Genomic DNA, 12754 nt, shown 5'->3' on the forward strand with positions numbered 1-12754 from the left:
TAATCTCGGAACCGGGGCGCCGGCCCACACCACCAGCCGCGGATCACCCTAAGGGCGGTACATGCTAGCGAGAATGGCCCGACTCGCCGTCGCCGCGCCACGACGCGTCGTCGCAGTCACCGCGCTGTTCATGATCGCCGCAGCCGTTTTCGGCATACCCGTCGCGACCAGGCTGTCCGCCGGGGGATTTCTCGACCCGGCATCCGAATCGGCTCGCGCCGCCGCGACGCTGGCCGAGAAGTTCAATCAGGGTGGCATGGATTTGGTGCTGCTGGTGAATTCGGCGGACGGCGCCAGAGTTGGGCCCGCACAAGCCGTCGGCACCGAAATCGCCCGGCAGCTTTCCCAATCGCCTTTCGTGGCGCAGGTGATCTCACCCTGGGGCGCGCAGGCCACCCCCGGCCTATTCAGCGCCGACGGAAAGACCGCGATGATTCTCGTCGCGCTCAAGGGCGACGAGAACAGCGCGCCCGGGCATGCCCAGGAGTTGGCGGAGCGGTACGCGCACGACCATCAGGGCGTCACGGTGCAAGCGGGAGGGTCGGCGCTGGTCTACGAACAGATCAACCGGCAGACCGAGAAGGACCTGCTGCGGATGGAAGTGATCGCGATACCGCTGAGTTTCGTCGCGCTGGTGTGGGTCTTCGGCGGGTTGCTCGCGGCGGCATTGCCCGTGGCGGTCGGCGGAGTCGCGATCCTGGGTTCGCTCGCCGTGTTGCGGGTGATCGCATCGATCACCAACGTGTCGATCTTCGCCCTCAACGTCACGGTGGCATTGGGATTCGCCCTGGCCGTCGACTACAGCCTGCTGATCATCAGCCGGTATCGCGACGAACTGGCCGCCGGCGCCGGACCAGACGAGGCGCTGATGAAGACCCTGACGACCGCCGGCCGAACCGTGATGTTCTCGGCGATCACGGTGGCCCTGGCGCTGGCCGCGACCGCGCTCTTTCCGATGTACTTCCTCAAGTCCTTCGCCTATGCCGGGACGGCGGTGGTGGGGTTCGCCGCGTTGGCGGCGGCGGTCGTCGCGCCGGCCGCGATCGCGTTGCTCGGAAACCGGCTCGACGCCCTCGACATGTGGGCCCTGGGCCGCAGGCTCTTCCGGCGCCCCGCACCGCCGGGGCGGACGCTGGAGGCCAGCTTCTGGTACCGCGCGGCGAAAGTGGTGATACGGCAGGCGATCCCGGTGGGATTGACGGTCACCGCCGTCCTGCTCGCGCTGGGCGCACCCTTCCTCGGCGTCAGGTGGGGCTATCCCGACGACCGGGTACTGCCGACGTCATCGTCGGCGCGGGCGGTGGGCGACCGGATCCGCAGCGACTTCCGCACGGCGTCCGAGATCAAGGTCGTCCTCCCCGAAACCGCCGGCCTAACAACCGCGGACCTGGACGACTACGCCATGCGGTTGTCCCTCGTCGCCGACGTGGCGGCGGTCTCCGCGCCGACCGGCACCCTCGTCGCCGGTCAGCCCCAGGGCCCGCCATCGGCCGCGGCCGGAATGTCGGCCGGCAGCGCCTATTTGACCGTTGACAGCACCGTCCCCCTCTACGGCCGGGCGTCGGAGGCGCAATTGGCCCGCCTGCACGAGATCGCGCCGCCGGGACACCGACCGGCGCAGTTCACCGGCATGGCACAAACGAATCGTGATTGCGTGAACGGCATTACGAACCGCCTGCCGATCGTGTTCGGTTTCATCGCGGTCGTGACGCTGGTGCTGCTGTTCCTGCTCACCGGCAGCGTGCTGCTCCCGATCAAGGCGGTACTGCTCAACATGGTCTCGCTGACCGCCGCGTTCGGCGCCCTGGTGTGGATCTTCCAGGACGGCCACCTGGGCGCGGCGGGCACCACGCCGACGGGCACGCTGGCCGCGAACGTCCCGGTGCTGATGTTGTGCATCGCGTTCGGCCTGTCGATGGACTACGAGGTCTTCCTGCTTTCCCGGATCCGCGAGTACTGGCTCGACTCGGGCCGAACACGCGCGGACAACGACGAGAGCATCGCGCTCGGCATCGCCCGGACCGGCAGGGTGATCACCGCCGCGGCGCTGCTGATGTCGATCTCGTTCGCGGCCCTGATCTCCGCGGGGGTGTCCTTCATGCGCATGTTCGGGCTGGGCCTGACCATTGCCGTCCTGGTGGACGCGACGCTGGTGCGGATGCTGCTGGTGCCGGCGTTCATGCACGTGCTCGGCGGCCTGAACTGGTGGGCGCCCGAACCGCTGGCGAGATGGCACCGGCGAACCTTCAACGGGGCGAGCCCAATTCGCCCTGAAAGTGGCGCATTGCGCTGATCAGTGCCGCGAAGACCCGATGCGCGGCGGCCAGATCCGCGTCGGGCAACTCGTCGAGCGCGGCGCGGGTGTGCACCCCCAGCGGGTTAAAGAACGAGCGCGCGGTGTCCAACCCGGGATCCGAGTAGCGCAGAATGACCTTTCGCCGGTCCTCGGCGTGGGTGTCGCGCCGGATGTGGCCGGAGTTGATCATCCGCTCGACGAGATAGGTGATCGCCGCCGCGGACAGGCCCATCTTCTGACGTAACTCCCCCGATGTCAGCGGAGCGCCGGCCGTTTCGGCCACCAGGATGTGCAGCAGGGCGCGAAAGTCGCTGGTGCCCAACCGATGCGCCGCGGCGAAGACCCGACCCATTTGGTCGGACTCGGCGGTCAGGGCGCGCGCGTCGGCCGCGATCAGCGCCTCGAGCCGAACACGGTCGGTGGTGGCTTCCATCAGAATCGCAGCATACCGCGCCAAACCCAGATTGTTAATTTGATTAATGGTTAAGCGACTGAAATAATTGTCGTCGTGGGCTGGGACGCTGTCGCCGCTGCCGTGACGGGCCGGCGTTCGTGGCTGCCCGGATTCGGCGCGCTGCTGTTGGGTATTGGTCTCATCGTGTTCATCGGCGGAAACGCGGCGGCCGGCCGAGCGCCGCTGTCGGTGCCCCCGGCCTCCGATTCAGCCAAGGTCGACGCCCTGGTCCGCCAGTTCCCCGGCGGCGACCGGGCTCCGCTGATCGTCGTGGTCAGCCGCGCCGACGGCGCGGCTCTGGACCCGGCGGACGTCGGCGCCGCCCAAGCGGCCCGCGACCGGATGCTCGCGCTCAACCACGACGCCGTCCCGGCACCGGTGACGGTCTCGGGCGACGGTAAAGCGGCCATCGGCGTGGTCTCCGTGTGCGCCGACCTGTCGGGTCTGGAACTCAATGACGCGGTCGCCGGCCTGCGCGCGGCCGCCCACGCCGGCCTGCCCACGGACCTGCGGGCCCACGTCACTGGGGGGCCGGCCTTTGGCGCGGACATCGCCAACGCGTTCACCGACGCCAACGTCGCCCTGCTGGCGGTGACGGCCTCCGTGGTGGCGCTGCTGCTGATCGCCACCTACCGCTCGCCGGTGCTGTGGCTGGCACCGCTGCTGGTTATCGGGTTCGCCGACCGGGTCGCCGCGGCGGTGGGCACGGCGGTGGCGTCGCTGACCGGGCTGAGCTTCGACGGCGCGACCTCCGGCATCACCAGCGTGCTGGTGTTCGGCGCGGGCACCAACTACGCGCTACTGCTCATTTCGCGCTACCGCCAGGAACTTTCGCGCGACGGCACGCATCGCGACGCGCTGCGCCGGGCGGTGCGGCGAGCCGGACCGGTGATCGTCGCGAGCAACGCCACCGTGGTGCTGGCGCTGCTGATCCTGTTGTTCGCCTCGACTCCGAGCACGCGCAGCCTGGGTGCCCTGGGGGCATGCGGGCTGGTAGTCGCGGCGGCGTCGGTCCTGGTGGTCTTGCCGCCGGTGCTGGCGCTGTGCGGGCGGCGCCTGTTTTGGCCCTTCATCCCGAGCGCCGGTGATGCCGGCGCGGTCGAATCCGGTCCCTGGCACACGATCGCCGAACGGGTGGCCCGGCGCCCGGCCGTCGTGGCGGCGGTCTCGATCGCGCTCCTGGCGGTCCTGGCCACCGGCTTGCTGGGGACCCGAATCGGCCTGTCGCAGACCGAACAGTTCCGGGTCCGGGCGGATTCCGTGGCCGGTTATGACGTTGTGGCGGCGCATTTCCCGGCCGGCGCGGCCAATGCCACGCTGGTTGTCGCCCCCACCGCCCAGTCGGCCCAGGTGCAGCGGGCGATCGGTGCCACGCCGGGCGTGGTCTCGGCGACCGAGGCGGGCCGGTCGACGACCGGGCTCACCAAGTGGTCCGTCGTGATCGGCGCCCCGCCGTCGTCCGCTGCGGCGTTCAAAACGGTGGCCGCGCTGCGGGATTCGACCAGGGCCGTCGCCCCCGCCGCGCTGGTCGGGGGCGCCGACGCGCAGGCGCTCGACGTTCGCGACGCCGCCGCGCACGATCGGCTCGTTCTGATCCCGGCGATTCTGGCGGTGATCCTGACCGTCCTGTACGTGCTGCTGCGCTCGGCCGCCGCACCGCCGATCCTGCTCGCCGCAACGATTCTCGGCGCGCTGGCCGCGCTGGGCCTCGGCGGCTGGGCCAGCGCGCATGTCTTCGGATTCCCCGCGCTGGACAACAGCACCCCGCTGTTCGCGTTCCTTTTTCTGGCGGCCCTCGGCGTGGACTACACCATCTTCCTGGTCACCCGCGCCCGCGAGGAGGCCGCCCGCCACGGCGCGCGTGATGGCATGGTGCGCGCGGTTTCGGCCACCGGAGGCGTCATCACCAGCGCGGGCATCGTCTTGGCGGCCGTCTTCTGCGTGCTGGGGATCCTGCCCTTGATCGTCCTGACGCAGCTGGGCATCATCGTGGGCCTCGGGATCCTGCTCGACACTTTCGTCGTGCGCTCTTTGGTCATACCCGCGCTGTTCGCCCTCATCGGCGACCGCATCTGGTGGCCCACCGATCCCACCCAACCGGAAGGAAGCAGAGCGTGAAACCCTCGATTCTGGCCGCGACCACCGTCGCCGTCGCGGTGGCCGCCGGCACCGGAAGCATCGCCAGCCCAAAGCGCGTCCCCGCCTGGTACTCCCGGCTCCGCAAGCCGCCCTACCAGCCGCCCGGCATCGCGTTCCCCCTCGTCTGGACCACGCTCTACGGCGACATCGCGGCGACGTCCGCGGTGGCCATCGACCGGTTCCGCGCCACCGGACAAGACGACCAGGCCCGCCGCTACGCCGCGGCGCTCGGCGTAAATCTGGCGCTGAACGCCGGCTGGAGCTGGCTGTTCTTCCGCTATCACAAGCTCGGCGCCTCGGCGCTCGGCGCCGCGGCGCTGACGGTGAGCAGCGCCGACCTCGCGCGCCGCGCCGCGCAGGCCGACCCGAAGGCCGGCCTGGCGCTGTCCCCCTACGCGCTGTGGTGCGCCTTCGCCACCGTCCTGGCCACCGGAGTCTGGCGGCTCAACCGCTGAATCATGCAGATGCTGTTGTGGTTTCGCCGAGACCTGCGGTTGCGCGACCACCCCGCCCTGGCCGCCGCCGCCGAGAACGGCGCGGAGGTGCTCGCCTGTTTCGTCCTCGATCCGCGGCTGGAGGCCTCGTCGGGCACGCGCCGGCTGCAATTCCTGGGCGACTCGCTGCGCGGGCTGCGCGACGACCTCGACGGTCGGCTGCTGGTGGCCCGCGGGCGGCCCGAGACGCTGATCCCGCGCATTGCCAAGGAAATCGGCGCGTCGTCGGTGCACGTCTCGCAGGACTTCGCGCCGTACGGAAGGCGCCGCGACGAACGGGTGGGCGCGGCACTGGATTCCGTGCCGCTGGTGGCAACGGGGTCGCCGTACCTGGTGTCACCCGGCCGCGTCACGAAGGCCGACGGCTCCCCGTATCAGGTGTTCACGCCGTTTCTGCGCCAGTGGCGCGAGGTCGGCTGGCGGGCGCCGGTGAAATCGAGCGCCGACTCCGCGCGCTGGCTCGATCCGGCGCGGGTGGGGATCGGGCGGTGCGAGATCCCCGACCCCGGCGCCGCGCTCGACGTGGCGGCCGGTGAGGGCGCGGCGCACACGGCGTGGAAGTCATTCGCGGACAACGGCTTACAGCGCTACAGCCGCGACCGCGACCGGCCGGACCTGGCGAACACCAGCCGGATGTCGGCGCACCTGAAGTTCGGCTGCATCCATCCCCGCACCATGGCTGCCGACCTCGACCGCCGTGGCGCCGGGGCGCAAGCCTTTTTGCGGGAGTTGGCATTTCGCGACTTCTACGCCGACGTGCTGTACCACCGGCCGGCCAGCGCGTGGTGCAACTGGAACAGCCGGTTCGACGACATCCCGACCGACACGGGGCCCGACGCCAGGCGGCGCTTCGAGGCCTGGAAGGCCGGTGAGACCGGATTTCCCTTCGTCGACGCCGGGATGCGTCAGCTTCGCGAGACCGGCTTCATGCACAACCGGGTGCGGATGATCGTCGCGTCGTTTCTGGTCAAGGACCTGCATCTGCCGTGGCAGTGGGGCGCGGAATGGTTCCTGGATCAGCTCGTCGACGGCGACATGGCCAACAATCAGCACGGCTGGCAGTGGTGCGCCGGGTCGGGCACCGATGCCGCGCCGTACTTCCGGGTCTTCAACCCCACCAAGCAGGGCGAGAAGTTCGATCCGGCGGGCGACTACGTCCGGCGCTGGGTCCCCGAATTGCGCGCGGTCGACGACGCGCACCTGAGGAAAGGCGAACGGCCCCACGGATACCCGGCGCCGATCGTCGACCACGGCGCCGAGCGCGCCGAGGCGCTGCGGCGCTACCGGAGCATCTGAGCGATTCCTTGGACCCGAAGCTGGTTGGCATGCAATTATCAGCCGACTCACAGTTCTCGTCGATCTCGCCCACGGGAGGCGCTATGGCTCGCTCGGTCGTTCGGACGTTGTTGGTTGCGGGTGCTGCCGCGGGGCTGATGGCCGGCGCCGGCGCCTGTTCGTGTTCGGTCTCGTCGAAGCACGCGGTGAGCAAGGGCGACGTCGCCAACCAGATCACCTCCAAGCTGACCGACGCCGCCGGCAACAAGCCCGAATCGGTGGACTGCCCGAACGACCTGCCGGCCGCGGTGGGGGCGCAGCTTAACTGCACGATGAAGGTCAAGGACCAGACCTTCAACGTCAACGTGACCGTGACCAGCGTCAACGGCAACGACGTCAAGTTCGACATGGTCGAGACGGTCGACAAGAACCAGGTCGCCAAGATCCTCAGCAACAAGCTCACCCAGCAGGTGGGCCGCAAGCCCGATTCGGTGACGTGCCCGGACAACCTCAAGGGCGTCGAGGGCGCGACGCTGCGCTGCGAGCTCACCGACGGCGGGCAGAAGTACGGCATCGCCGTGACCGTCACCAGCGTCGACGCCGGCGACGTCAGCTTCGACTACAAGGTCGACGACCACCCCGAATAGGCCCGAATAACTAGCGGGCCGCCTTCTTGCGTTCGATGTCGGCCAGCGCGGCGGCCAGCTCGGCGCGCTGCGCGGCCGAACTCTCCCAGGACAGCTGCCGGTTCTTGACCACCTTGGCCGGCGCGCCGACCGCGATCGAGTAGTCGGGCACGACGCCGCGCACCACCGCGTGCGACCCCAGCACGCAGCCGCGCCCGATCGACGTGCCGCGCAGCACGGTCACCTTGACCCCGACCCAGGTGTCCGGCCCGATCCGGACCGGGGACTTGACGATGCCCTGATCCTTGATCGGCAGGTTGATGTCGTCCATGCGGTGGTCGAAATCGCAGATGTAGCACCAGTCGGCCATCAGCACCGAATCGCCGAGCTCGATGTCGAGGTAGGTGTTGATGACGTTGTCGCGGCCGAGCACCACCTTGTCGCCGAACCGCAGCGAGCCCTCGTGCGCGCGGATGGTGTTCTTGTCCCCGATGTGCACCCAGCGGCCGATCTCCAGCTCGGAGAGTTCCGGCGTCGCGTGGATCTCCACGCCCTTGCCCAGGAACACCATCCCGCGGGTGATGATGTGCGGGTTGGCCAGCTTGAACTTCAGCAGCCGCCAGTAGCGCACCAGGTACCACGGGGTGTAGGCGCGGTTGGCCAGCACCCACTTCAGCGAGGCCAGCGTGAGGAACTTCGCCTGGCGAGGGTCCCGCAGGTTCGATCCACGCCAGCGGCGGTGAAGCGGAGCATTCCACATGCTCGTCATGGCCGGAAAGCCTATCGGAGCGAGCGCGCGTTACTCTCACCTGGACTCGACCGTCGCCCCCGCGTAGAAGGATCTGGAAACCCGAGGTGCTTGCCCGACATCTCCTGCGTGGGCTTCGGCGCGGCTCGTGCGCCGCGCTGGCGGCCGCGCTCGCGGTCGGGCTCGCCGGCTGCGGCAACACCGACTCGTGGGTCGATTCCTCGGCCGCGCAGGGCTGGCCGGCGCAATACGGCGACGCCGCCAACAGCAGCTACACCGCGACCGGCGGGGCCACCAAGCTGTCGCTGCAGTGGACCCGGTCGGTCAAGGGCAGCCTGGGCTCCGGCGCGGCGCTGAGCGCGCGCAGCTATCTCGCGCTCAACGCGCAGACCCCGGCCGGGTGTTCGCTGATGGAGTGGGAGGCCAACGACAACGGCCGCCAGCGCTGGTGTGTGCGGCTGGTCCAGGGCGGCGGCTTCGCGGGCCCGTTGTTCGACGGCTTCGACAACCTGTACGTCGGCCAGCCGGGCACGTTCTTCTCGTTTCCGGTGACCCAGTGGACGCGGTGGCGCCAGCCGGTGATCGGGATGCCCACCACCCCAAGGTTTTTGGGGCACGGCCAGCTGCTGGTCACCACGCACCTGGGGCAGGTGCTGGTTTTCGACTCGCACCGCGGCGAGGTGGTCGGCAGCCCGCTCGATCTGGTGGAGGGCGTCGACCCCACCGACGCGACGCGCGGGCTGGCCGATTGCGCGCCCGCCCGGCCGGGCTGCCCGGTCGCGGCGGCGCCGGCCTTCTCACCGGTCAACGGGACCGCGGTGGTGGGTGTCTGGCAGCCGGGCGCTCCGACCGCCGCGCTGATCGGGCTGAAGTACCACCCCGGCCAGACGCCGCTGATCACCCGGGACTGGACCAGCGACGCCGTCGGCGCCGGTGTCATCGCCAGCCCGGTGCTGTCCGCCGACGGGTCGACCGTCTACGTCAACGGCCGCGACCAACGGCTGTGGGCCCTGCACGCCGCCGACGGGAAGCCGAAATGGTCTGCGCCGCTCGGCTTTTTGGCGCAGACGCCGCCCGCGGTCACCCCGCAGGGGCTGATCGTGTCCGGCGGCGGCCCCGACACGCGGCTCGCGGCGTTCAAGGACGCCGGCGACCACGCCGACGCGGTCTGGCGCCGCGACGACGTCACCCCGCTGTCGTCGTCGAGCCTGGCCGGCGGTGGCGCCGGGTACGCCGTCGTCGGCGGCCCACCCGCGGACGGCGCGCCCGGGATGTCGGTGCTGGTCTTCGACCCGGGCAACGGGCACACGCTGGGCAGCTACCCGCTCCCGGCGGCCACCGGGTATCCCGTCGGGGTGTCGGTCGGCAACGATCGCCGGGTGGTCGCCGCCACCAGCGACGGCCAGGTCTACGGTTTCGGGCCGGCATGAGCGCGCGCAGCCGCCCCGCGGACGTCGCCGCGACCGTCGTCCTGCTGATCGTCCACGGATTCCTGCTGGCGGCGACGGTGGTGTTGCTCGGCCTGTTCGTCATGGGCACCGACCCGTGCGGGTCCGTGAAGTGCGGCGATCCCGCCTGGATCGACCGCGCCATGATGCTGGGCATTTGGGGCGGCGCCGCCGTCCTGGTCGCCGACATCGCGGTCGCGGTGTTCCTGCTGATGAGGCGCCGAACGGCCTTTTTCGTCCCGCTCATCGGGTGTGTGCTGCAGGTCGGGCTGACGATCGGCGCGGCGGCGATGGAGTCGCTGGCCGGCCCGGTGTGAGTCCGGCTAGATCGCCAGCGGCGGGATGGCGCTGCGGGGCACCTGCGCCTGGGTCGGGCCGCCGAACGCCGGCAGCATCTCGCCCGGGGCGAAATAGAAGATCAGTTGGTCGTCGGTGATCGCGAAGTTCTGATAGTGCGACGCGTCGAGCCCGGTCGACGGCAATATCGCTGCGCCCAGCGGGTTTTGCCGGTTCAGGTCGCGCTGAACGATCGGGAAGATGCTGTCCAGCGGCGGGGGGCCGGGCGCGAACAGGTTGTCGAAGGTGATGGGCTGTTTGGTCCCGAGGTTGTAGTTGAACGCCTTGTACCAGGTGGTCGGCCGGGAGCCGCCCAGGTCCTGGAAGAACTTCAGCACCACGCTGCGGGTGTTGTGGGGCGGCTGGCCGGCCGTGTGTTGCTCGGTGGTGGCCTCCATCTGGTAGGGCTGGTCGCGCGTCCCGGATCCCTGCGCGACGTTGACGAACCCGTCCCGGTTCTGCGTGATGTAGTCGGCCAACGCCTGCTCGTCGGGGTAGTCGGCGGGGAACGTCATGGTGAGCATGTAGCTGGGGCCGGTGGCGCGCACCTGGCACAGCTGCCCGGCCTCGACGGTGCCGCCCAGGCTGGCGCACGACGCCGGCTCTGACACCGCCCGAGGGGCCGCCGGCCAGCCCAACATGACCGCGGCAGCCAGCGCCGCGGCCGCTATCAGGTAACGCATCGTGAACTGTCCTCGCGGATTAAGGGCGGGGCGCCTACCAGGTGTGACCGCAGCCAGCCTACCGGGCGCTATCGGGACGCCCGGCACACGAAGGCCGTCGCGCGACCGGCGGCCCCGGAGCCGATGCGGGTGACGACCACCGACAGCGGCCGGTCGCCGCGCGGCCGCAGCCGCCGCCGCAGCGCGTCGGGGTCGACGCGCACACCGCGGACCAGGATCTCGAGCGCCCCGCAGCCCAGCGCCGCCAGGGCCTGCCGCAGCCGGCGCTCGTCGAACGCGACCTGCTCGAGCACCTCGAAGCCCCGCACCCCCGCCGGCAGCCGATCCCCGGAGAGGTAGGCGATGTCGGGGTCGAGTTGCCACAGCCCGTGCCGGGCGCCGTAGTGGCGCACCAGGCCGGCCCGCACCACCGCCCCGTCGGGGTCGACGATCCACCGCCCGGGCGCGGCCACCGGGCACTCGTCCGGCTCGGCGTCGGTGATCTGTTCCCCCCGATCGAGGACGCTCGCCCGGCGGCGCACCCCCGGTCCCGACAGCCCGGCCGACCACAGGCACGCTTCCCGGACCGACCCGTGATACGACGTCACCTCGATCTCGCCGTCGAAACCGAGGCGGCGCAGTTCATCGAAATCGATTCCGGGAGCGCACTTTACGACGATGTCGCGGTCGGGGTAGGTGTCCAGCACCCGGCCCAGGGCGGGCGCGTAGTCATCGATGCGCAACCGCCGCCGCCCCCCGAGGCGGCGCGCCGGGTCGACGAGGACCACCGCGTCGCGGGTCACCGGGTGCAGCGCGTCGGCGCGGCACAGGCCGGCCGCCGCGCCCAGGTTGTGGCGCGCCATCGCCAGGCGCACCGCGTCGATGTCGCTGCCCACCGCCCGCACACCGGCGCGGCGCAGCGCGGCCAGCTCGGTGCCGATCGAACAGGTCGCGTCGTGCACGACACGGCCGACGAGCCGCCCGGCCCGGTGCATGGCCACCGGAGCGGCGGTGGCCTGCTGCAGCGCCTCGTCGGTGAACAACCAGCCGGAGACCTCCAGCTCGCCCAGCTTCTCGGTGGCGCGGCGGCGCAGCAGCGTCGTCTCCACCAGCACCGGCGCCCGATCCCCGAACCGGGCGCGCGCGGCCGCGACGTCCGCGACCCGCGTCGCGTCGGTCAGCTCGAATTCGGCGACGGCGGCCAGCGCCGCGGCACCCGGTTCCGACCGCAGGTAGGCGACGTCGTCGGCGCCGAAGGCCAGCCCGGCGCTCAGGAGGGTTTGACCCCGGTGACCATCACGTTGTAGAACCAGCCCTTCGGCACCACACGCCGCCACACGTTGGCGTCCACCCAGCTCAGCGTCTTCCAGCCGTTGAACGCGAATTTCGCCCAACCCCAGCCCAGCCGCCCCGGCGGGACGGCGCATTCGAACGTGCGCAGCGGCCAGCCCAGCATCGCGGCGGTGAACTCGACGGTGGCGGTCCGGACGTCGATCGCGCCGGCGCCCTCCGCCATCCGCTCCAGGTCTGCCGGCGCGAAGGTGTGCAGGTCGACCAGGGCCTCCAGCGCCGCCGCGCGCGACGACTCGTCCAGCTCGGCCTGCGGGCGCCGCCAACCGCCCAGGCCAGGCAGCCGGGTGACGTTGGTGACGACCCGCCAGGTCAGGGTCGAGAGGGCGCGCGCATACACCTCCCCGGCGTTGCTCGGCTCCCCGGCGAAAACGAACCGGCCGCCCGGGCGCAGCACCCGGACCACCTCGCGCAGCGACAGCTCGACATCGGGGATGTGGTGCAGCACCGCGTGGCCGACCACCAGGTCGAAGGTGTTGTCCTCGTACGGGATGCCCTCGGCGTCGGCGACCCGGCCGTCGATGTCCAGACCCAGCGATTGGCCGTTGCGGGTGGCGACCTTGACCATGCCGGGCGACAGGTCGGTCACCGATCCGCGCCGCGCGACCCCGGACTGGATCAGGTTGAGCAGGAAAAAGCCCGTCCCGCAACCCAATTCGAGCGCCCGATCGTAGGGCAATTCCCGAAGCACCTGGTCGGGCACGGTGGCGTCGAAGCAGTCCCGGGCGTACTCGACGCAGCGCTGGTCGTAGGAGATCGACCACTTCTCGTCGTAGTTCTCCGCCTCCCAGTCGTGGTAGAGCACCTGGGCCAGCTTGCTGTCGTGCCGCGCCGCCTCCACCTGCTCGGCGGTGGCATGCGGGTTGGGAACGGCGTCGCCGGGGGTCTCGGTACTCGTCGTCATGCAGGGCAGCCTAATCGGCGCC

General features: G+C 70.6%; 12 protein-coding genes. 7 read left to right on the forward strand and 5 right to left on the reverse strand.

Features of this window, described 5'->3' with window-relative positions; translation table 11 throughout:
• Positions 1–61: 61 nt before the first annotated feature.
• The gene (locus AC5Y7V_RS10655) at positions 62–2293 is read left to right on the forward strand and encodes an MMPL family transporter (RefSeq protein WP_499879992.1); all 2232 of its coding nucleotides are present in this window, start codon (positions 62–64) and stop codon (positions 2291–2293) included.
• On the opposite strand, the gene AC5Y7V_RS10660 is transcribed toward AC5Y7V_RS10655, so the two are convergent.
• The gene (locus AC5Y7V_RS10660; RefSeq protein WP_499879993.1) at positions 2247–2729 is read right to left on the reverse strand and encodes a MarR family winged helix-turn-helix transcriptional regulator; all 483 of its coding nucleotides are present in this window, start codon (positions 2727–2729) and stop codon (positions 2247–2249) included. The two genes, AC5Y7V_RS10655 and AC5Y7V_RS10660, sit on opposite strands and share 47 nt — an antisense overlap.
• A 75-nt stretch (positions 2730–2804) precedes the next feature.
• On the opposite strand from AC5Y7V_RS10660, the gene AC5Y7V_RS10665 reads away from it, so the two are divergent.
• The 4 genes from AC5Y7V_RS10665 (at position 2805) to AC5Y7V_RS10680 (ending at position 7305) form a co-directional block, all read left to right on the forward strand.
• Complete coding sequence (locus tag AC5Y7V_RS10665) at positions 2805–4868, forward strand: MMPL family transporter (RefSeq protein ID WP_499879994.1); 2064 nt, start codon at positions 2805–2807, stop codon at positions 4866–4868.
• Positions 4865–5344, forward strand: coding sequence for a TspO/MBR family protein (locus AC5Y7V_RS10670; protein WP_499879995.1), 480 nt, complete (start codon positions 4865–4867; stop codon positions 5342–5344). The genes AC5Y7V_RS10665 and AC5Y7V_RS10670 overlap by 4 nt, the downstream gene beginning before the upstream one ends.
• 3 nt (positions 5345–5347) lie before the next feature.
• Entirely contained in the window at positions 5348–6679 is a 1332-nt protein-coding gene (locus tag AC5Y7V_RS10675) for a cryptochrome/photolyase family protein (protein WP_499879996.1), read from the forward strand.
• 83 nt (positions 6680–6762) lie between these two features.
• Positions 6763–7305: an anti-apoptotic protein gene (locus AC5Y7V_RS10680; protein ID WP_499879997.1), complete on the forward strand. Its 543-nt coding sequence runs from the start codon at positions 6763–6765 to the stop codon at positions 7303–7305.
• A gap of 10 nt (positions 7306–7315) precedes the next feature.
• Here the strand turns inward: AC5Y7V_RS10680 and AC5Y7V_RS10685 are convergent, their stop codons facing one another.
• On the reverse strand, positions 7316–8053 hold the full coding sequence (locus tag AC5Y7V_RS10685; RefSeq protein ID WP_499879998.1) for an acyltransferase: 738 nt from the start codon (positions 8051–8053) through the stop codon (positions 7316–7318).
• An 86-nt stretch (positions 8054–8139) separates the two neighbouring features.
• On the opposite strand from AC5Y7V_RS10685, the gene AC5Y7V_RS10690 reads away from it, so the two are divergent.
• Entirely contained in the window at positions 8140–9462 is a 1323-nt protein-coding gene (locus AC5Y7V_RS10690) for an outer membrane protein assembly factor BamB family protein (protein ID WP_499879999.1), read from the forward strand.
• Positions 9459–9797, forward strand: a complete 339-nt coding sequence (locus tag AC5Y7V_RS10695) for a hypothetical protein (protein WP_499880000.1) — start codon at positions 9459–9461, stop codon at positions 9795–9797. Before AC5Y7V_RS10690 ends, AC5Y7V_RS10695 begins: the two co-directional genes overlap by 4 nt.
• A 6-nt stretch (positions 9798–9803) precedes the next feature.
• Here AC5Y7V_RS10695 and AC5Y7V_RS10700 read toward each other — a convergent pair whose 3' ends face one another.
• The 3 genes from AC5Y7V_RS10700 to AC5Y7V_RS10710 all read right to left on the reverse strand — a co-directional run bounded on the left by AC5Y7V_RS10700 (position 9804) and on the right by AC5Y7V_RS10710 (position 12732).
• Positions 9804–10499 (reverse strand): esterase, encoded by a 696-nt coding sequence (locus AC5Y7V_RS10700; RefSeq protein WP_499880001.1) that lies wholly within the window; start codon positions 10497–10499, stop codon positions 9804–9806.
• Between the two features lie 68 nt (positions 10500–10567).
• Positions 10568–11791, reverse strand: coding sequence for a class I SAM-dependent methyltransferase (locus tag AC5Y7V_RS10705; RefSeq protein ID WP_499880179.1), 1224 nt, complete (start codon positions 11789–11791; stop codon positions 10568–10570).
• Entirely contained in the window at positions 11749–12732 is a 984-nt protein-coding gene (locus AC5Y7V_RS10710; RefSeq protein ID WP_499880002.1) for a methyltransferase domain-containing protein, read from the reverse strand. The genes AC5Y7V_RS10705 and AC5Y7V_RS10710 overlap by 43 nt, the downstream gene beginning before the upstream one ends.
• Positions 12733–12754: the final 22 nt, after the last annotated feature.

The sequence above is a fragment of the Mycobacterium sp. NGS34 genome, from assembly GCF_059812845.1.